Source organism: Paenarthrobacter sp. FR1, from assembly GCF_051106045.1.
Taxonomy (GTDB): Bacteria; Actinomycetota; Actinomycetes; order Actinomycetales; family Micrococcaceae; genus Arthrobacter; species Arthrobacter nitroguajacolicus_A.
This window is the reverse complement of the sequence record NZ_JBPFSF010000002.1, coordinates 428136-447730: the sequence shown is the minus strand read 5'-3', so window position 1 is coordinate 447730 and position 19595 is coordinate 428136. Positions and strand designations below refer to the sequence as shown.

The following is a 19595-nucleotide window of genomic DNA, read 5'->3' as shown; positions in this document are numbered from 1 at the left end:
CGGCGGGTAAACACCACGCTACGAAACAGCCAAAGATGGCAACAGCGGGGAAACACCCGCGAAAAACCGGCCCCCTACGCTAATGATCAACAGCACCAAACAGGTCATCAGCGAAAGGGCCCACCATGTCCGCCACCCCGTCCGCAGCTTCCTTCCACATCGTCATCGCAGGCGCAGGTCCCGCGGCTCAGGCTTTGGTTCGGCGGCTGGCTGGCACGTCCGGCTCGCGGCAACGGCCCTTCGATGGAAACATCACCGTGCTCAGCAACCGGGACGACTGCCCGGAGGCGCTCCTGGAACTTGCAGAACTCCCCCAGGTCTCCGTCCGCTTCGGCCAGGCAGCCAGCTTCATCGATGCCGACACCAAAATCGTCACCACCGTTGACGGCATGGAGTTCTCCTACGATCAGTTGGTCATCGCAACGGGTTCGGCTCCCGTCCTGCCCCCGGTAGCCGGCGCTGAATCCAGCCTGAGCTACTCCACCATCGACGACGCCGCGAACATCGGTGAAGCAGTCAAGGACGTCACCCGGCTGGTGGGCCGGCGGCCGCTGGGAATCCTCGTGGGCAACGGACCCGCGGCCGGCCAGGCAGAAGCCGTACTCCGCGCCCGTGGAGTACGCCCCGTCCGAACCACCCTCCGCCCCGCCGCAGTGATTCCTTTCGCTGCCACCGCCGGGATGCCCGCTTCCTCGCTGCCCGCCACCGGCATCCTGTTCGAGGATGGCAGCAGCATGAACGGCGACCTCGTGGTCATCGCCGAGGAACGCGCCGCGCGCAACGACCTTGCTGAGAGCGCCGGACTCTTGACAGCTCCCGATGGCGGCATCGCCGTCGGGCGCGACCTTGCCACTTCCGTTCCTGGGATCTGGGCCATTGGCGATGCCGCCTCCTGCGACGGACTCCGGTTGGGCCTGCTCCTCTCCGCGGAGTCCTCCGCAATGCTGTGTGCTTCGGGCATGCTGCTGGGGGCGACGAACAGGGACCAGCAGGTACCCATGGCGGCTTAGCTGCAGCTTGGCAGTGAGTCAGCAGGAACCCGTGCGCGACGAGTGTATTTGAGCGCCTAAGCACGGTGGCGCAGCCATCGTCGTGCGTCTCGGGACGGTGTCGAGCCTCGTGATGGTGTCGCCTTGACGCCCCCAGCGGCGCCAGCGGTGGCCGTTGACGTGGCCGTAACCCGGCACTCTGACGCATTCGAACGGGCGCTCCGCACCCTCAGGGTTGCCGTGGGCATCGACATTGTCAGCGCCCTCGGCGTTGGCCTGACCATGGTCGAGCAGGACGTTACCAGCGGCCTGTTCTGGGCTGGCTTCGGCGTGCTGATCATCAAGGCCGTCCTGTCCTCTGTTGCCGCCTACTTGGTCCGACTCAAGGTCGCCCCCAGGGCGCCTGAAACAGCGCGGGCAGGCGGTAGCCGAGATGGCCGGGTACCGCCCGCCCTGCGCAGAAAGGGCGCTACCGGCGGATAGGATTGGTGGCTGGTTTACTGCAGTGTCAGAATGGGGAATTTCATGGACGTCCGCCCGCAGGTTTTCGTAAGCTCCACCTACCTTGATCTGGTCGAGGAGCGACAAGCCGTTACACGAATATTGCTGGAGCTGAACTGCTTCCCGGCTGGCATGGAGCTATTCCCCGCAGGCGATGACGACAAGATGGACCTCATCAAAGGAGTCATTGATGACTCCGACTACTACATTCTCATTCTGGGTGGGAAGTACGGCTCAGTAGACGCCGAGACTGATGTGAGCTACACCGAGATGGAGTACGACTACGCCATCGAGACACAGACTCCGGTCATGGCCTTCCTGAAGCGGGACCCAGATTCGGTGGTCAAACAAAAGACTGAGCTGGACCCGAAAAAGGCCGAAAAGCTGGAGGAGTTCCGAAAGAAGGCCGAGTCCAAGCGCACTGTGCGGTACTTCGACGGCAAGGACGACCTTGCCGCCCAGATTGCCACGTCTCTGGTTGCGCTCCAGAAGAAGAAGCCCGCTATAGGGTGGGTCCGCGGCGACCTGGCCATGACACCTGAGATACGGGGCGAGCTGGCTGAGTTGCGCGCCAAGGCTAACGAATCCGCAACGGCTGGGACAACGCCCCTTTTCCCGGACCTTGAAGATGGCGAGGACAAAGTCGAGTTCGCCGTGCAGATCGACTACCTTGATGATGCCGACGGAGCTGGTTACGAATGCGACTACGAGGTCCTTGCGACTTGGAATGAGATTTTCGGCGGCATAGCGCCGAAAATGCTCCATGAAGTTTCTGACCGCGATTTGGAAAGGGCGCTAAACACGCATCTGGCGTCGCTCGGAGTTCAGATTTTTTCGGAGATTCTCCCCGACGTTAAGGTTCGCGAAATCTTGGGTACCAAGGTTACTACGCCAGGCATGTTGGACGAGGTTGTGATCCAATTGATGGCTCTGAAATTGGTTGCGAGGGGAACACAGAAGCGTGGCGTCAACGACCGTTGGCGGTATTGGAAACTGACCGCTGAGGGTGAAGACCGCATGATGCAGCTCCGCGCACGCCGAAAGACCAATGACAATACGGTGGCCGCAGAGCGTAGTTAGCACTTTCCCGCCGAGGCTCTTGCCCTGGCAGCTGGACGACCCAAAGGTTAGTCGTCTTCTCCGGGATCGTTCTCTGTTTCAGGAGCCGGCCCAGTGCCAAGTTCCGTCCGGGCCGCATCAACAAATCTGCCGACGAGAGAATGAAAATCTCTGCTCGCGCTGGTGAGCGATATCCAGTCCTGCATCTCCTCGGCAGAATGATCTTTCGCCTCGTCCATCTGCATCCTCACTATGACCGCTCTCCTGGCTTCAAAGTCGATCCGCTTTGACCAGTCAATGGTTTCGGCGCCGCCCACGAGCGTAAGCCGTCCGCGGGCGATGGACATGTCATCGAGCGGTGGAGCAGCGGGCATGCGTGAGTTGGGGTTGGAGTTCGCTACGTGAATTACAGCTACTGCTTTGGCAAGGAACTCGGCGTAGGCCTCCTGCTGATGGGTTCGAAGCCACGTAGCATGGTCGCGTTCCGCGGAAGCGGCGAGCGTTTCTACCGTGTTCTTCCGGTTAATCCAGGCAGTAAGTCCCGCCCCACCCAAACCGGCTACCAAGGCCACGCTCGCCGTTACGACGAGCCTAATTGTTTCCTGATCCACTACTTGCCTCGCGCTATATCGAATTCACTGGGTAGAAAGTCTGTGCCGAACTCCATCCGGGCGGCGCCAACTAGTTCTGCTACCTGCTTATACAGGTTGACCATGGCCTCCGTGAGAGCCATTTCGGAGGCTTCCGATCGTGTGCCGGATTGAAGCTCCTTTTGAGTTGCACGCGCAATATCAATGACATCCCCTATCGATGCGACTATGTCTTTCGCAATGGTGTTGGTGTCATCGCTGCCGACGAGCCGTAGTCTGGTGAGCTTTGTGATTACGTCGTGGAGTCCCGGAAGCAACGTGTCTCGTTCGGTCATGTTCCCAAGGATTTCTTTGACCACTGAATCAACCGTCGAAAGAAAGTCTGTATAAGCCTCCTGCTTCTGTCCGCGCAGCCAGGTGACATGCTCTTGGTCCTGAGCCCTCCTCCACTTGTCCTCACTTAACTGGCGCGTAGCTTCTAGCGTGGCTCCAGTGTTCCGGCGATTCATGTGCGCGGTGTACATTGCACCACCAAGTCCACCTGCGATCGCTGCGCAGGCAGTGATGATTTGGGAGAGCAAGGTCGCCGTCTGTTGATCCATGGTCCAAACGTACACAACCGCTAAGGTTGGGCGTTCCTGTTGGAGCCATGTGCGCCAAGCTCTCGTCGAACAACCGTGAGGTACTTCGCCAACAGGTCATTAAACTGCGTTCGCAGTCGATTCGACTCGTCCCGCTGCTTCTTCGCTTCCTCCGTTTTCCCTCCCTTCCGATACGTGCGTTCGTACACCCTGTTTGACCAGGATGAACTCACCGACACGCTCATGGCGTTGGCAAGTAGTACAGCATCTTCGCTCCCGATCAGCCGCACCCGCCCGAGAATAGGAGGAAGGCCATCAACCGATGGAACGGGCTCGTCATCGCCGTACCAGCCATTCACTTTACGGAACAATGTTCCAGCCTCGGCTTGGTACGCCGCGTAGGCTTCCTGCTTTTTATCGCGGAGCCAGGCTGCATGTTCCTGCTCCTGGGCCTTGATCGACTGCTCCTCCGCAGTGAGGCGCGCCGCCGCCATGGAGTCCTTGGTATTTTTGCGGTTGACGAAGGTCGTCAGTCCGGCTCCGCCGAGCCCGGCAATCAGTGCAACGCTTCCTGTGATCAGTTGACTGGTAAGCGTCAGCGTCTGTGGGGCCACTTCTAGTCTTCGTCCTCATCAGCCTGAATTCCAACCCCGTCCCTTACCGAGCTATCGCCTGGTGACGCAGTCCCGAGGTCCCGGCGGCTTTTCGCTACGAAGTCCTGGAGCAGGGCTTCCACTTCGAGAGCCAAGAACGAATGTTCTTCATAGCTGCCGGAACGCTGACGAGGAATGCCATATTGGTCTACCTCGGGACGTGAATATTCCAGCAACTTCTTGAGCGCCTGCTCAACCTCCCAAGCCACAGTGCGAAGCACTGGTGAACCCACCATTCTTATCCGCATCCTAGCCCCCGAAATATTCACGCTGGACTCATCCAACCCGCCTTTCCACATGCTCCTAGCGTCGCTAACAGCCTTGTCCGCTTCTAGAACAAAGTCGGCATATGCTTGCTGCTTCTGATCCCGAACCCAAACTTCGTGCTCGCGGCTTTCCGTCCGGTCCCACTGCTCGTTCCTACTGCGTTCGGAGGCCGCAAGCGTATCGGTCGTATTGCGGCGGTTTATGTAGGCGGTCAGTCCCGAGCCGCCCCAGCCAGCGAGAAGTGCCGCAGTGGCGGTAATAATGAGGCGTATCGTTTCTTGATCCACAGCCCAAACGTACACAACGGACACGACATTCCCCGCCTAAACTCAGTGCATGGGTTCCATCTTCGACAAACCATCGCGCTTCCGCGAGAACGGCCAGCATTACGAATTGGTTATGGCCGAGCACAACTACACCCCCCCCGGACCTGATCAATCAACTCACCGCTGCCGATACCCAGGGGGACGGAGCGCAGGAGGGTGATGAGACCAGACACCCGGGGCGGCGAAGCACTGGACCAACGACGCACGACACCGTCCGGCGCGACCGTTGCGTCTGCGCCCGCGTGCCCGTCCCGAGTCCGATCCATACCCAGACTCTTCCAGCCAGCAACAGCCACCATCAGGCCCTACTTGGCCTATGTGGACAACCCCGGCTGACCCGAAGAGCATGTGGCAAGATGGTCCTTTGACGGGCAGTGACAACCCTGCGGCCACCGGGCCGGCCACGCCCTGCACGGAAGGATCCCATGAGCAACGAAGCCGTCGCCCCTGCAAACATCGCCTCCTACATCGACCACACGCTGTTGAAGCCGGAAGCCAGCGAGGCTGATGTCCTCAAGGTCTGTGCCGAGGCTGTCGAGTACAAGTTCAAGTCGGTGTGCGTGAATCCCGTCTGGGTCAAGACGGTCACCAAGGCACTCAAGGGTTCGGGAGTGCTGACCTGCTCGGTGATCGGTTTCCCACTCGGAGCCACGCCCAGCGACGTCAAGGCCTTCGAAGCCCGTGGCGCCGTACTGGATGGCGCCGACGAGATCGACATGGTGATCAACATGGCCGCCGGCCGCGCAGGCGACAAAGGTGCACTGGTGGACGACATCAGGGCCGTGGCCGAGACAGTCCACGCAGGCGAGGCCATCCTGAAGGTCATCATTGAGACCTCCATGCTGACGGATGAGCAGAAAGTCATAGCCTGTGAAGCCGCCGTGGAAGCCGGAGCAGATTTCGTCAAGACGTCCACGGGATTCAACGGCGGCGGCGCCACGGTTGAAGACGTTGCCCTGATGCGCAGGACCGTCGGGCCCGACCTCGGCGTCAAGGCCTCCGGCGGAGTGCGCTCCCTGGCCGACGCACAGGCTATGATTGCTGCTGGTGCAACACGTATCGGCGCGAGTTCCGGAATTGCGATCGTCAAAGGTGAACAGGGTTCATCTGCCTACTAAGGCTTCCGCAACAGCCCAAGAATTTTGAGCCCTGCGGGGCCGAGGAGGAATGAATGTCCAAGAACGCTTCAAGTGCCCCCATTGAACGGGAAAACAACCTCGTTACAAGCATTGTCCTGTTCCTGGTCATGATTGTGCTCTTCCTGGGCGCCATCTACTCGCTGTCCTTCCTGAGCTTGGACAACCCGTGGCCCATGGCTGTGTGCCTTGGCCTCTTCGCCCTCGCGTTCTGGATCCCGCAGACCATTCTTGGTCGCTCCGATTCCGCTGGCGAAAGCTAAACCTCCTTTGTTTCGGAATGGCCCGGGCTGCTGCCCGGGCCATTCCTCTTTAACCTGCCGGAAACCCCCTGAGGATAGGGTGGTGCCATGAAGTCTGCCGGCCCAAAAGTTGCGGTCCTGGTCCTTGCCCTCGCTGCTGCCGGGCTGGGGGTTGCCGTGGTAGCCGCGAATCCGGGTGCGGAGACGCCGGTGGCCACGGACTATTGCAGGGCTCCCGGGAGCCAGGCCACACAGGTCAAGGAGTTCACCACCCAGCAGTACCTGGACCCGGAGGACACGTCAAAATCACTCCAGCAGCTCATCGATTCAGCCTCCAAAGACGGTGGGGGTATCGTCCAGCTGCCCGCAGGAACTTTCACTCTTGGCCGGCCTTTGGTGCTCAAGAGCAACGTTGCCCTCAAGGGAACCGGAGCAGCCACCGTGCTGAAGGCCGGCCCGGAGTTCCTGGAGACCAAGGGCCCCTTCGGTGGCCACCCGCTGATTACCACCAACGGCGCCCAGAATGTCACCATCTCCCACTTGACGGCGGACCAAAGCGGTGAGGAGCTGGACGGCAACACTCCTGGGCGCCTCACCGAATACCTGATCGACGTCCGCCACACCACTAATGCCTTGGTAGAGGATGTCCGAACGCGGAACCCCTTCACCTACTCCATCGCGGTGGTCGCCAGCAGTAACTTCTGCATCCGCAACAATGACACTTTGGTGACCAGCAGCGGAAAGTACGACCAATTGGACGGCATCCACATCACCGACTCACACGGCGGCATAGTGGAAGGCAACACTGTTGACCAACGCCAAGGAGACGACGGCGACGACGGCCTCGTGGCTCAAACCATCGGCGCTCCGGTCTATGACGTGACCTACAAGAACAACAAGGTCCGCGGCGGATCTCACGGTTCGGCGATGCAGCTGGCGGTGGGAAAGCATGAAATCCGCAACATCTCGGTGGAGGCCAACCGGTTCTGGGGCTCCCCCAACGGCGTGAAAATCGGGTACTACGACGGCAACGCTGCCGTTCACGACATCGTGGTGAAGAACAACTCCGTCACCGATACTCCGGGACCGTGGCTGGATTTCCAAGGCGACCTGAAGAACATCACGGTGACGGACAACGTCGTCTGCCAGAGCGGGGCTATGAAGCTCGGCGAGGCTCCGGGCAACGTCGTCTCAAATAACCGGGAAGGCTGCTAGCTCCCGCCGCTGAAGCCCGACTGCTACTGAAAAGCGGGGACGAAATAGGTTTCTGCCTTCACCGGAATATCGCCTGTTGGGAAGAGCGCGTCCGCCTGGGTGCCATACTGCCGAATTCTGGCAGTCTTGGACTCGAGGCCCTGATCCCAGCTCAATGGGACATAGCCCAACCGCGCCAACCGCGCCTGGTCGGGTTGAGACACCAGGTCGTACGGGAAGTCGGAGTAGAGCACCAGGTTTTCCGGATGGGCCATGCCCGCTTCACGGGTGATCAAGTGGTCCACGTGCTTACCCACACCCACAGGGCAGAACAGCAGCTCCGCCCCCGTCAGTCCCATCAACGCAGCCACGTCAGTGCGGAGTTGCCGGATGAGTACTTGGTCCCCGCGGGCGATGCGACCCAGGGCAATGTCGAACCTGTAGGTGGGATAGCGGTGGGTCATCTCGGGCAGCAACCTGGCCCACGCCGAGCTTCCCAGCTTGGGTGGCCGCCGCCTGCGAAACAGCGCGTCTACCTGCCCGAGATGGAGGGATTGGACACCCATCTGGTCCAACACGGAGTTGTCCTCCTCCTGGCGGGCCGCGAACAAGCTCCCTGCATCGGCTCCGGAGCACTGGCGGAGGAATGAGGTCGCTGCCCGTGTGTGGGGTCCTGGCGAAGCTTCCGTGAAGAGCGTTGCCACGATCACCTCGCGCCCTTGGGCCTGTGCCTCGATCAGTGCGCCGCAGGAAAGTACGGCGTCATCGAGGTGCGGTGAGAGGAACAGCCATGGCGCATCTCCGGCCAGGGAACGATCAAGTCTGGACTGCATCAGCGTGTCATCACCTTTCTGTGTGCGTGCTGGATACTGCGGTTTCGCGATGGCCCCCACCGATCTCGGAAAGCGCTGCGCTGTATGCCGCACCCTGCAACGCCGCCAACCGATCCCAGTTGTATCCGGCAGCAAACGCTCGACCCTGTTCGCCAGCACCAAGCCCGACCCCTGAGTAGTGCTCCGCGAGCGCGGTGGCGAGGTGGCCGACGTCGAACGCTTCAACCAGCCATCCCGCACCGGGTGGCACAATCTCGCGCAGACAGGGGATGTCGAAAGCGATCACTGGCGTCCCCACAGCCAGGGCCTCGATGGCTACGAGGCCGAAGGTTTCCTGCCGCGAGGGAACCACCGCCAGCCTTGCCTCGCTCAGTGCTTGGAACTTTGCCTCGCCCGAAAGCCATCCCAGGAGGCTCACCGAGTCGGAGAGCCCGGCGGCCTCAATGGCTGACCGCAAGCGCGCCTCATCCGGCCCTATCCCTGCAATCAACAGTTTGCCGTCAATCCGGTGGTGGCATTCCGCCCAGGCCGCAAGCAGCAAATCCAGTCCCTTGCCGGTGAACTCCAGCCTGCCGAGGCAAAGAACGTTCCGGCCAAGCCGGGGCGCCGGTTTCCAGGCCTCGGGGTCAACGCCGTTGCCGATGACGTCCACATGGATGCCGGGGTTTATGGCCGTCAGTTGGTCCTTGATTCCCTCGGACACGGCGATGGTCCGCCGATGACGCCGGACTCCGAACCGTTCCACCCAGTGGAGCGGGAGTTTGTACTGCCTGGCCTTGTCGCGGGCGTGCAGCCACTGAACCACGCCGATGGTGGGTTTCCTGGTCCACAGCGGGGCTGCCATGGTGGAGAACGGGGCGAAGAAGTCTTCCACCACCAAGTCGGCGGCGCCTCGGCGCTTGCGCACCTCGAACGGCAACCGGACCACGTACCCGGCGAGCCTCACCCACCGGTTGGTCCCTGCTCCCCAACCGATCGGCACGTAGTGGACACCGTCCTGGATCCGTTCCTGCCAACCCGGGTACCGTGTGGTCAGCACTGTCACGTCGAAACCGTTGGCTTCCAGGCGTCGGTTTATTTCGTGGGTCCTGACCGATCCCCCGCCCGCTCCGGGCATGCGGGGATCCTCAAACCCCAGATGCAATATCCTCACTGGCCCTACCGTTCCGTCTCGTACGTTTTGGAGGGACTGCCCGTTCCGTTGGCCGCCCCCACGCTGAGTTCGGCTGGTGGCACCAACCAGACCGTTGTGGAGCCGTTGGTGGGCCCCTCCGCACTGAAAACAGGTATCGCATGCTCGTTGAGCCAGGTGAGCATGTCAGGGTTAGCGTAACCGTAACCCTGGCTGGTGGGGTGCGATTGCGTCAGGATGTAATTGGCCCCGGCCTCCTGCATCAGGGGCGCCGACGGCCATACGCCGAATCGTGGGTCATCGGCGAAGGCGAATTCACCCGTGCTGTTGGTGACACTGATCCGTGCATCCGCCGGGAGGGTGGTCTTCACCCAGTCCTTGGCCTGGACAAAGCCGTTGTCCACTGTGAGCGCCGTCCGGGCTCCGAGAATCACGGTCAACACCACAAAGCAGAGGCTGGCGACGAGCAGGAACGTGCGACCCCTGGCGAATCTCTCCCGCAGTTCCACCACCACCAGCACGGAGCACAACACCCCGGCAATCATCACGCCGTAGCCGTATTGTTCTTCGAAGGTGCCAAACGCGGCACTGTAAGCACCTGCGGCACCCAAGGCGAGGCCAGCCAGACCGATCAGTCGCCGATCCGCGCGATGGCTGAAGCAAAGAAGGGCACCGGCCAGCGGACACAAGGCCAGCAGAAGGTAGCTGCTACCGAAGTGGCTGCTCTGTTCGATCAGCCGGGTGACGATATTGGGTGACCCTTCCGCCGTGAAGCCGGTGCTCTTTTCCAGGCCCGACGCACGCAGCAGGCCGCTGGTCTTCGCCTCGATCCAATCCGGGAGATGCGCTTGGGATGCCGCTACGGCCAAGTACGTCGCGTACGGCACTGCCGACGCAAGAAGCACGACGGCGGCCTGCCGCCACGGCAGCGTCCTCTTCCAAATCACGGCGACTGCAACCGGACCAACCGTGCAGATGACGAAGAAGTCCTTGCACACGACGGCATAGCCCAACAGAAGCCCAGCCGCCACGAGCCGCAGGATAACAGGCAACCTCCGCTTCGGCTGCAGGGTACGCGTCAGGACCTGGCGGGTACCCAACAGGACGAGGAAGCCGGCGAGCACGAAGGCCATGGCCGACGTCTCCAGGAAGGCGTGGCTGTTATTGCGCAGGATAAAGGGCTCAAAGGCGAGGACCAGGGCGGTGAGCCATGCCGCCGTCGTGCTTGCCAGTTTCCTGACCAACAGGAATCCCAAGCCAACAGTGATGGCTCCAAGCGCGGCGTTGAGCCAGCGGAGCTGCAACACCACCTCGACGATGTCGCCCGAGATGCCAAGGAGCTTGATGGTGCCGGCTTCCAGCAGGAAGAAGCCGGGTGGGTGCAGGAAGAACGGCCCATCGGGCAACGTGGGCACCTGGCCCGTGGTGAGCGACTCCCCCAGGCGGACATACAGCAGCTCATCCACCCATAATTCGAAACCGCGCTCCAAGCCGAAAGCCCGGACACCGAATGCCGCCGCCGACACCGCAATGAAGGCCGCCGCGGAGCTGGACACCACTCGAATCAGGGCTGCCACCAGCAGGTTGGAGGGAGGCTCCTGGACCTTCGAACGCCGTCCGGCACCCCGGGAAGGTGCCTCGAACCGCCGTCGGAAGGTCCCCCAACCCAGCGTTCGCGGCAGCAAGCCGCGCTGATGGGCCAGCACTGCGAGGCCGGCGATCGTAGCGAAGGCGAGCCACACGATGGGTTGGAGTTGGCTGGCCACTGCCAGGGCCAACAGCAGGATGCCTGCACCGGCCATGGAGCGTCCGGCGCCCTTGGCGGGGCCAACGGCGGAGAGGACCGGCCAGGAAATGAAGGCCAATACTGTCGCGGCGGCCACGGCACCGACGGCTGATCCGATGGCCAGGCCACTCACGGCGTTCACTTGCCATCCTGTCCACAGCCCGGCAACCACCAGAAGGCAGGCGCAGGCCAAGCCGAGTTGGCAGCGGCGGTACGCCCGCAGGGCGAGCAGAATGGTGGTAAGGACCGTCAGCACGGCGTAGCCCAATCCGGCGGCCGCAAGCCACGGCAGCAATTCAAGGGAGCCGTGATACTTCTCAGGAATGATCACGCCAGCCAAGGCATGGGGTGCCGTAGCAATGATGGCGAAGGCCACCACCGCCAACTGGCTGAACGAAGCGAACGCGGCACCAAGCACCGCACGGACGTTGACTCCCGGGCGGCGGAGCAAAGGAAACGCCACCAAGGCAGTCCCCGCAGCTACGTACACCGGGCCTTTGGCGATGGTGGCCAAGGCCTGGAAGCCTGCCGCGGCGGGCCCTTCGTCCAGGAACGCCACCATAACGACGTCAACGCCCACGAGGACTGAGACCACGCACAGGACTGAGGCGATGTCGCCGGTCTCGGCCCACCGCCACCTTTGCCGCAGAACATGTGGGCGCCACTGTAGATCCCGATAGAAGGACCAGGGCACCACCACCAGCGCGAGCGCTCCGAGAGCGAACCCGAGGATCGCCCCCACTGCGCCCCACGCGAGAAGGACCACCAGGAGGCTGAAAGCCAGCCGAAGGATGACTTCCCCCATGGTTGTCAGGGCATACCACTTGAAGCGCAGCTCACCCTGCAGCCAGCCCGACGGCGCCGCCACCAGGAAGATAGCCAGCGCGCCCAGCGCTGCGGCGGCGGCCAAGGCCGGCGTCGCGAAAGCCATTGTCAGGGCCCCGGTTACTGCTGCGGCAGCGATGCCTGCGAGGCAGGAGACAAACGCCGAGAAGGCCATTCCATCCCTCCGCCCGTCCGAACCTGCAGGGTGGACGGCCACGAAATGCGACAACGGAAGGGGAACAAGCGCGGAGGCCACAATGCCGACCACTCCCAGGAGCATCGCCGCGGCCGCGAACTGTGTGTAGTCCGCGGTTCCCAGCATGTTGGCCATCAGCAACGAGCAAGCGTAGCTGACCACGCCTACCAACCCGGCGGCCACGGACAGGAAGCCGCTGTTCTCTGCGACCTTTCCCCCAGCCTCAGAGGATACTTCCGCTGCCCTCACTTCCACGCTGGAATCTGCCCCGCGTTCACGCACAGTGTTGCTCATGGTTCCCCCTTGTGTTCGCCCACGACCGAATCGCGGCTACAGTCCATCGACAGCGTCGACGGGCGTGAACGTGCTGCCGGGTCCGGCCAGGAGCGTGCTGCGACCCACGGCCCGCAGCTCTGCCGATACGACTCCGATGCGCCTCATGACAGCGAAGGCTTCGAATTCGTCCCTTCCCTTCATCAGCACCGACACACGCCCTTGGTCTTCGGCTACCTCGTCCGTTGGCCGCAGGATGGCCTGCAAATTGGCACCGGCCGGCAAATCGAAGTGAACCAGGGTGGACATGTCGGAACGGGCAATGCCCTGTGCGTCACCGCCGCGCCTGAGGGCTTCCTCCTCAAGGAGGACCCCCGCAAGGAGGGCTGCGCTGCGGTCCCAGGTGAAGCACCGGGCCCACTCCTGGCATTGCGCAGAAATGTCACGTGCCACGTCCTGCCGGGACAGGGTCTTCAGGGCGTCCACCATGGCCGTCCCGAAGTCCTTGGCGGTGTCCACCAGCCACCCCGTGCTGCCATCAACCACTGAGTCGCGGATACCCGGGACCCGAAGGGCCAGGCATGGGACGCCCCACGCGGCGGCCTCGATCACGGAACAGCCCCAACCTTCTGACGCTGAGGTGGAGACCGTCAACCACGCCCGGTTCAAGAGGCTGTTGCGAACCTCGTTGGGCTGGTATCCGTGGAATGTCACGATGTCGTCGAGCCCTAAGTCCATGGCAAGCTGCTGCAGCCGACGGCGTTCCGGGCCGTCCCCGACGATCTCCAGGCGCAGTTTGGGGACGCTGCGGGCAGCTACAGCGAACTGGCCCAACAATAGGTCCAGCCGCTTGTGCGGCACCAAACGGCTGACGACGACGACGGTGGGCTCCGGGTCGCGGGGACCGACGGTGTGGGGAACCTCGATGGTTCCGTTGGGCACCACATGGATGGGACCGGAGAAACCCAGCTTGCGAAGTTCGAACCGGGTGGAGGGAGAGACTGCAGCTATGGCCCGGTTGCCATAAACGGCCTTTGCTCCCGTGCCTTCAAGAAATCGCCCCACAGCTGCCATTGGCGCCGAAAACCTGGTGCGGAATTGATCCTGGTGTACATGGTGGATCAACTGGACGATCGGCATTTGCCGTGGAAGGAAAAGGGGCGCAAAAAAGGGAATCCCATTTTGGCAATCGATCACCCCGTCAAACCAGTTCCGGGTCTGCAGCAGCTTAAGGGCGGCCTGGCCGTAGAGGGCCAAAGGACCACCGGACCGGATGATCCGAATGCCGTCCACCACACCTTCAGCGGCTTGATGTTCTTCGCGCCCGGTGAACCATGTAACTTCGGCACCATTTTCTATCCAGCGGCGTGATATTTCGTGCATGTACTGTTCGGCCCCGCCGGCTTGGGAATGCTTGATGTCACGCCAATTCAGCACCAGGATCCGTTTGCCCGCCAATTGGGCGGGCATGTTCCCGGGCACAAAAGATTCCGTCATTGCATCGCCTTTTGGAGTTGGAGTACTGAGGCAAAACTGGAAATTCCGTCCTTGAATGGCCGAAAGGTCGATGCCGCTCCGTCTGTCCAGGCAACCGGGAGTTCAATGATCCTGGCACCGCCGTGTTGCAGCCGCTGCAGGAGCTCAACGTCGAAGGCAAAGCCCGTAGCCCGGCACTGCACCATGGCCGCCGTGAGGGCGTCGCGTTCGAAGAATTTGAAACCGCATTGTGTATCGAAGATGCCCTTGACTTTAGATTTCGTCAGCACACGGAAGGCCGTTCCGCCTACGCGGCGACCCAGTTGTTGCGGCTGGACGAAAGTGGAACCGGGAGCGTGGCGTGAGGCAATAACGGCCGAGGCCCCCTGCTCCAGATGCTCCATGGCCGCCACCAGGGTGTTCAGCGGTGTGGCGAGGTCGGCGTCGAAAAAGCCTGTGTACTTCGAGGAACCGCTCAGCAACCCACGGCGGACCGCGGCTCCTTTGCCGCGGAGGGAGCAGCCCACTACGGAAATCGGAACAGCGGTTCCCTTGTCGCGGGAAATTTGGCGGACTACGGCCCCGGTCTCGTCCGCACTGCAGTTATCCACCACCACAATGCGTGACGACCATGGCTGTTGTGCAAGGAAATCGGCCGTCTGGACAAGTGTGCTGGGAATTCTTGCAGCTTCGTTGTAGGCGGGAATGACGACTTCGAGATCAACCTGCGTTCGCCGCATTGACTCAGTATGTCGCCGTGCCTGAAAACTCCCCCTGATGCCGGTATGAATACTGTGCGGGTGGAGCAGATCCATCTGAACCTCCGTTTAGTCAAAGAATTTGACGTCGAGGTCCAAGCTATGTGTGGTTCCGAACAAAGGGCACGAGTAGTCGATACTCGAAAAGTTGGCCACGGTCTCTTGGTTCCGTGGGAATGTACGCAGTTTTCCCAGCGGAGCACTACTTGTATTGTTCCGCTGGAATTATTCCAATCGCGTTACATGATCCGCACTTTGCTGTGTCAAATACTATGCCTGCCGTGGCGTCACGGCAACTGCACCACGCCCCCAAGAGCCGCCAAAACACCGGGCCAATGCTGCTGGGCCAACGTCCATGCGGCAACACCCATGCCCACCATGGCATATCCACTGACAGGAATAAGGACCAACCATTCGCGCCGCGAACCGGCGCGACCCAGGAGCGGAATGGAAAAGGCGCCGTTTGCCCGCCAAATGCCACTGATGAAGGATTTGCGAAGGAATTTGGGGGGCTTTATGACGATGGGCCACAAAAGCGGCACTCCGCCTACGGTGATCATGTCCCCCACGATGTGAACCACCACTCCAGTGAGCATGGACAGCGGCAACCATCCCCACTGATCCGGCGCGAACCAGGTCACCAGGCCGGCCATTACCACTGCGAAGAGCCAGTTGGTAATCCAGCCGGACTTTGGGAAAAGGTTCAACGCCTTGGCAGCCAGGTTGATCATGAACATGCACAACAGCCCTGCGCCCACAGACAGTTTCCCCACGGGCGTCACCATTTGGAATTGTGCAGCCATGGCTGCGAGCACCACGAATGCCGAGGCCCCGAGCAGCGAGTGCGTCCCTTGCCGGTGCCCTCCGCTTGCTTTCTCGATCCCCACGGCAATCACGTTGGACAGCGGCGGCAGGGAATTGGCAATGGTGCTGTGGCGGTGGTCCCAGTCGCAAACCAAGGCGGTGCCCGCCGTCGCCAAGGCTCCGATCAGGATTCCCGTGGAATCCAGCGGGTACCAGCCCAGGGCGTAGGGGCCGGTCGAGGCAATAGCTATCCACGCCGCGGCTCCCGACGCGGCGTGGTGTCCTCCCATCATTCGGTTAGCCCGCCTTTACGGGGACTTCAGCGAAAATCGCTTCGATGACGTTGTTCGCCCACTGCAGGATCTCGGCGTCCTGGAGGTCGCGTCCGCCGATTCGGGCCGTCTTGGGCTTGGGGATCAACACGGCATCCAGCGCTGGCTTAATCTGCGAACCCGGGTACATGCGGTTCATGCGCATGGTTTTGGATTCGGGCAGTTGCGCGGGCGAGAAGCGGATGAAGTTGCCTTGGAGCGCGACGTCGGACAGGCCGGCTTCGCGGGCACCCACCCGGAAGCGCGCCACGGCTATGAGGTTCTGGGCGGGCAGCGGTGGCTCCCCGTAGCGGTCCACCAGTTCTGCAAGGACTTCGTCGATGGCTTCGTAGGTAACGGCGGCAGCCAGCTTGCGGTAGGCCTCCAGGCGCAACCTCTCCCCGGGGACGTAGTCGTGCGGCAGGTGCGCGTTGACCGGCAGTTCGATCTTCATCTCCGCGGCCTTTTCTTCGGCTTCGCCGCGATACTCGGCTACAGCCTCGCCCACCAAACGGATGTAGAGGTCGAACCCGACACCCTGGATGTGACCGGACTGCTCTCCGCCCAGCAGGTTTCCTGCACCCCGGATTTCGAGGTCCTTCATGGCCAGCTGCATGCCGGCGCCGAGCTCGTTGTGCGCTGCCACCGCCTTGAGGCGTTCCAGTGCCACCTCGCCCAGCGGCTTTTCCGAGGGGTAGAGGAAGTAGGCGTAGGCGCGCTCACGGCCACGGCCTACTCGGCCTCGGAGCTGGTGCAGCTGCGACAATCCATACTTGTCGGCCCCGTCCACAATCAACGTGTTGGCGTTGGAGATGTCCAAGCCTGTCTCAATGATGGTGGTGCAGACCAGCACGTCGAAGCGTTTCTCCCAGAAGTCCACGATGATCTTCTCCAGGCGGCTCTCGGACATTTGGCCGTGCGCCACTTCCACCCGGGCTTCGGGGACCAGTTCACGGATCTGCGCGGCAATACGTTCAATCGAGGACACCCGGTTGTGAACAAAGAACACCTGCCCCTCGCGCATGAGCTCACGGCGGATCGCCGCCGAGGTCTGCTTGTTGGTGTACGGACCTACATAGGTCAGCACCGGGTGGCGTTCCTCCGGAGGGGTGGCCAGCGTGGATGTTTCCCGAATTCCGGTGAGGGACATTTCCAAGGTTCGTGGGATCGGCGTAGCACTCATCGCCAGGACATCCACGTTGGTGCGCATCTTCTTGAGCGCTTCCTTGTGTTCCACGCCAAAGCGCTGTTCCTCATCCACGATCACCAGGCCGAGGTCTTTGAACTCGAAGTCCTTGGACAAAAGCCGGTGCGTACCGATCACCACATCGACGGCGCCGCTCTTGACGCCTTCGGCCGTTTCCTTGGCTTCCTTGCTGCTCTGGAACCTTGAAAGCGGCTTGACACGCAGGGGGAACCCGGAGAAGCGCTCGGTGAACGTCTCGTAGTGCTGCTGCGCAAGGAGGGTTGTGGGCACCAGGACTGCTACTTGTTTTCCGTCCTGGACAGCTTTGAAGGCAGCCCGGACCGCGATTTCGGTCTTGCCGTAGCCCACGTCGCCGGATACCAGCCGGTCCATGGGGATTTCACGCTCCATGTCGGCCTTGACCTCGTTGATGGTCGTCAACTGGTCCGGCGTTTCCACATAGGGGAATGCTTCTTCGAGCTCGCGCTGCCACGGGGTGTCGGGTGCGAAGGCGTGGCCACGGGATGCCATGCGGGCGGAATAGAGCCGGATCAGCTCCCCGGCGATTTCCTTGACGGCCTTCCGTGCTTTGGACTTGGTGCTGGCCCAGTCCGCGCCGCCCATCTTGCTGAGGGCGGGGGTATCTCCACCGACGTAGCGGGTCACCTGGTCCAGTTGGTCGGTCGGTACGAAAAGCCGGTCCCCAGGAGCGCCGCGTTTGGACGCCGCGTACTCCAGTACCAGGTACTCGCGCAAACCGGCGTCCGACGACGACGTACCGGCCACCTTGCGCTGGATCAGCTCCACGAACCGGCCGATGCCATGCTGTTCGTGCACCACGAAGTCGCCTGCGTGCAGTTGCAGTGGGTCCACGGCGTTCCGCCGTTTGGACGGCATGCGCCGCATGTCCTTGGTGGAACTCGCGGTGGCACGACCCAGCAGATCGGCTTCGGTCAACAAGCCCAGCTTGAGGCCGTCCAGGACAAAACCACGCCCGACGGCGGCGGTGGTCACCTCGATGATGCCCGGTTGGGGTTCCTTATCGAGCGATTCCACGCGGGAACAAGGAATGTCTGCGTCGTGGAACAGCTCGGCTAAGCGCTGCGCTGGCCCTGGACCGTCGGTCACCACCACCACACGCCACTGCTCGCGGACGCGTGAGCCAATGAATTCCAGCATTTCGGCAACGTCACCCTGGTAGCCACGTGGTTCGCGGGCACGCATGTTGAGGACATCGATGTCCAGGACCAGGTCCTCGTCGGTTGCGAGCGAGGTGATGGACCACCAGGACACGCCGTGTTCCAGCGCTGCCGAGCGGGTGTCGGTCAGGGAACGGAAACTGGCGGCGTGCAAGTCCGTGGAGGCCTGTGACGACAAATCGAGGGGCGCCGCGCCGCCGTCGGACGCTGTTGACCAAGCAGCCTCAAGGAACTCTTCGTTGGTGGCGGCGAGGTCGTGCGCGCGGGTGCGCACCTTCTCAGGTTCGATGACTACGGACAGCGAACCGGCCGGGAGCTGGTCCACGAACGGGACCATTGCATCCACCAGGACCGGGGCCAGGGATTCCATGCCTTCAACAGCAATGCCGCCGGCGATTTTCTCCAGCATGTCGGCCGCGGCAGGCATGTCGCCCTTCAGCTTCGAGGCACGCGACATCACTGAGGGAGTGATCAGGATTTCCCGGCACGGAGGGGCATGCAGTTCTGTGGGGTGGTGAACGCCGGGGGCGGACAGCGAGCGCTGGTCTGCGACGGCGAACCAGCGCATCTGGTCTACCTCGTCGCCGAAGAATTCCACCCGGATGGGGTGGTCCTCGGTAGGCGGGAAGACATCGAGGATGCCGCCGCGGACCGCGAATTCGCCGCGGTGCGTCACCATATCAACGCGGGCGTAGGCGGCGTCGGACAGGGCACGGACAACCTCGGTGAAGGAGCGTTCCTGGCCCACCTGCAGCGTCACCGGAACAAGGTCGCCCAAGCCGGCCACAATGGGCTGGACCACAGCGCGAACCGGGGCCACCACCACGCGCAACGGGGCCGCCGTCGAGGTTTCCGGGTGGGTCAGGCGCCGCAGGACGGAAAGGCGGCGGCCCACCGTGTCCGAACGCGGCGAGAGGCGCTCGTGCGGGAGGGTTTCCCAACTGGGGAAGGTGGCCACCGAATCGGAGGGCAGGTAGGAGCAGAGCGCCGCGGTGAGGTCTTCGGCTTCGCGGCCGGTGGCGGTGACGGCCAGGACTACCGGCGCTCCCGCGCCATCGGCGCCGGCGCCAGCCAAGGCATCTGCCATTTCGGCGAGCAACACCGCACGCATCCCTGTGGGGGCGCTGATCTGGTAGTCGGCGTTCCGGTCGCTGAAGGACCGCTGCGCCTCCGTACGAACGCGCGCGAAAGTCTTGTCCTCCGCCAGTGCGCGGCGCAGACCGTTGAGGCTCATGGCAGAAACTCCTAGGGTGGGTCCAAGGGCAGGCAACACAAATG

17 protein-coding genes are annotated in these 19595 nt (G+C 62.3%); 6 read left to right on the top strand and 11 right to left on the bottom strand.

Annotated elements, in window-relative coordinates:
• Positions 1-125: 125 nt before the first annotated feature.
• The 3 genes from ACR30Z_RS06740 (at position 126) to ACR30Z_RS06730 (ending at position 2570) form a co-directional block, all read left to right on the top strand.
• Positions 126-1010 (top strand): FAD-dependent oxidoreductase, encoded by an 885-nt coding sequence (locus ACR30Z_RS06740; RefSeq protein WP_144653173.1) that lies wholly within the window; start codon positions 126-128, stop codon positions 1008-1010.
• 123 nt (positions 1011-1133) lie between these two features.
• Positions 1134-1472 carry a hypothetical protein gene (locus tag ACR30Z_RS06735; RefSeq protein WP_434371699.1) on the top strand — a complete coding sequence of 113 codons (339 nt, stop codon included), beginning with the start codon at positions 1134-1136 and terminating at the stop codon, positions 1470-1472.
• A 30-nt stretch (positions 1473-1502) separates the two neighbouring features.
• Positions 1503-2570, top strand: coding sequence for a DUF4062 domain-containing protein (locus ACR30Z_RS06730; protein ID WP_434371697.1), 1068 nt, complete (start codon positions 1503-1505; stop codon positions 2568-2570).
• 47 nt (positions 2571-2617) lie between these two features.
• Here ACR30Z_RS06730 and ACR30Z_RS06725 read toward each other — a convergent pair whose 3' ends face one another.
• Genes ACR30Z_RS06725 through ACR30Z_RS06710 form a run of 4 tightly spaced genes read right to left on the bottom strand, consistent with a single transcriptional unit; the run spans position 2618 to position 4927 of the window.
• Positions 2618-3160, bottom strand: coding sequence for a hypothetical protein (locus ACR30Z_RS06725; protein WP_434371695.1), 543 nt, complete (start codon positions 3158-3160; stop codon positions 2618-2620).
• The gene (locus ACR30Z_RS06720) at positions 3160-3741 is read right to left on the bottom strand and encodes a hypothetical protein (RefSeq protein WP_434371694.1); all 582 of its coding nucleotides are present in this window, start codon (positions 3739-3741) and stop codon (positions 3160-3162) included. The genes ACR30Z_RS06725 and ACR30Z_RS06720 overlap by 1 nt, the downstream gene beginning before the upstream one ends.
• Before the next feature lie 20 nt (positions 3742-3761).
• Positions 3762-4334, bottom strand: a complete 573-nt coding sequence (locus ACR30Z_RS06715; protein ID WP_434371692.1) for a hypothetical protein — start codon at positions 4332-4334, stop codon at positions 3762-3764.
• A gap of 2 nt (positions 4335-4336) precedes the next feature.
• Positions 4337-4927, bottom strand: a complete 591-nt coding sequence (locus tag ACR30Z_RS06710) for a hypothetical protein (RefSeq protein WP_434371691.1) — start codon at positions 4925-4927, stop codon at positions 4337-4339.
• 464 nt (positions 4928-5391) lie between these two features.
• On the opposite strand from ACR30Z_RS06710, the gene deoC reads away from it, so the two are divergent.
• The 3 genes from deoC (at position 5392) to ACR30Z_RS06695 (ending at position 7559) form a co-directional block, all read left to right on the top strand.
• Positions 5392-6084, top strand: coding sequence for a deoxyribose-phosphate aldolase (deoC, locus tag ACR30Z_RS06705; protein ID WP_144647450.1), 693 nt, complete (start codon positions 5392-5394; stop codon positions 6082-6084).
• Between the two features lie 53 nt (positions 6085-6137).
• Positions 6138-6365, top strand: coding sequence for a hypothetical protein (locus ACR30Z_RS06700; protein ID WP_144647452.1), 228 nt, complete (start codon positions 6138-6140; stop codon positions 6363-6365).
• A gap of 87 nt (positions 6366-6452) precedes the next feature.
• Positions 6453-7559, top strand: coding sequence for a right-handed parallel beta-helix repeat-containing protein (locus ACR30Z_RS06695; protein ID WP_144647454.1), 1107 nt, complete (start codon positions 6453-6455; stop codon positions 7557-7559).
• Between the two features lie 23 nt (positions 7560-7582).
• Here the strand turns inward: ACR30Z_RS06695 and ACR30Z_RS06690 are convergent, their stop codons facing one another.
• From ACR30Z_RS06690 to mfd, 7 genes are all read right to left on the bottom strand, one after another.
• Positions 7583-8371: a PIG-L deacetylase family protein gene (locus ACR30Z_RS06690; protein ID WP_144647456.1), complete on the bottom strand. Its 789-nt coding sequence runs from the start codon at positions 8369-8371 to the stop codon at positions 7583-7585.
• A 10-nt stretch (positions 8372-8381) separates the two neighbouring features.
• Entirely contained in the window at positions 8382-9488 is a 1107-nt protein-coding gene (locus ACR30Z_RS06685; protein WP_434371690.1) for a glycosyltransferase family 4 protein, read from the bottom strand.
• Positions 9489-9529: 41 nt separating this feature from the next.
• Entirely contained in the window at positions 9530-12604 is a 3075-nt protein-coding gene (locus ACR30Z_RS06680) for a hypothetical protein (RefSeq protein WP_434371689.1), read from the bottom strand.
• 36 nt (positions 12605-12640) lie between these two features.
• The gene (locus ACR30Z_RS06675; protein ID WP_434371688.1) at positions 12641-14080 is read right to left on the bottom strand and encodes a glycosyltransferase family 4 protein; all 1440 of its coding nucleotides are present in this window, start codon (positions 14078-14080) and stop codon (positions 12641-12643) included.
• Positions 14077-14799: a glycosyltransferase gene (locus tag ACR30Z_RS06670; RefSeq protein WP_434371687.1), complete on the bottom strand. Its 723-nt coding sequence runs from the start codon at positions 14797-14799 to the stop codon at positions 14077-14079. Before ACR30Z_RS06670 ends, ACR30Z_RS06675 begins: the two co-directional genes overlap by 4 nt.
• 305 nt (positions 14800-15104) lie before the next feature.
• On the bottom strand, positions 15105-15914 hold the full coding sequence (locus ACR30Z_RS06665; protein WP_434371686.1) for a metal-dependent hydrolase: 810 nt from the start codon (positions 15912-15914) through the stop codon (positions 15105-15107).
• Between the two features lie 4 nt (positions 15915-15918).
• A complete protein-coding gene (mfd, locus tag ACR30Z_RS06660; RefSeq protein ID WP_434371685.1) occupies positions 15919-19551 on the bottom strand; it encodes a transcription-repair coupling factor in 3633 nt (1210 codons plus the stop codon).
• Positions 19552-19595 lie beyond the last annotated feature (44 nt).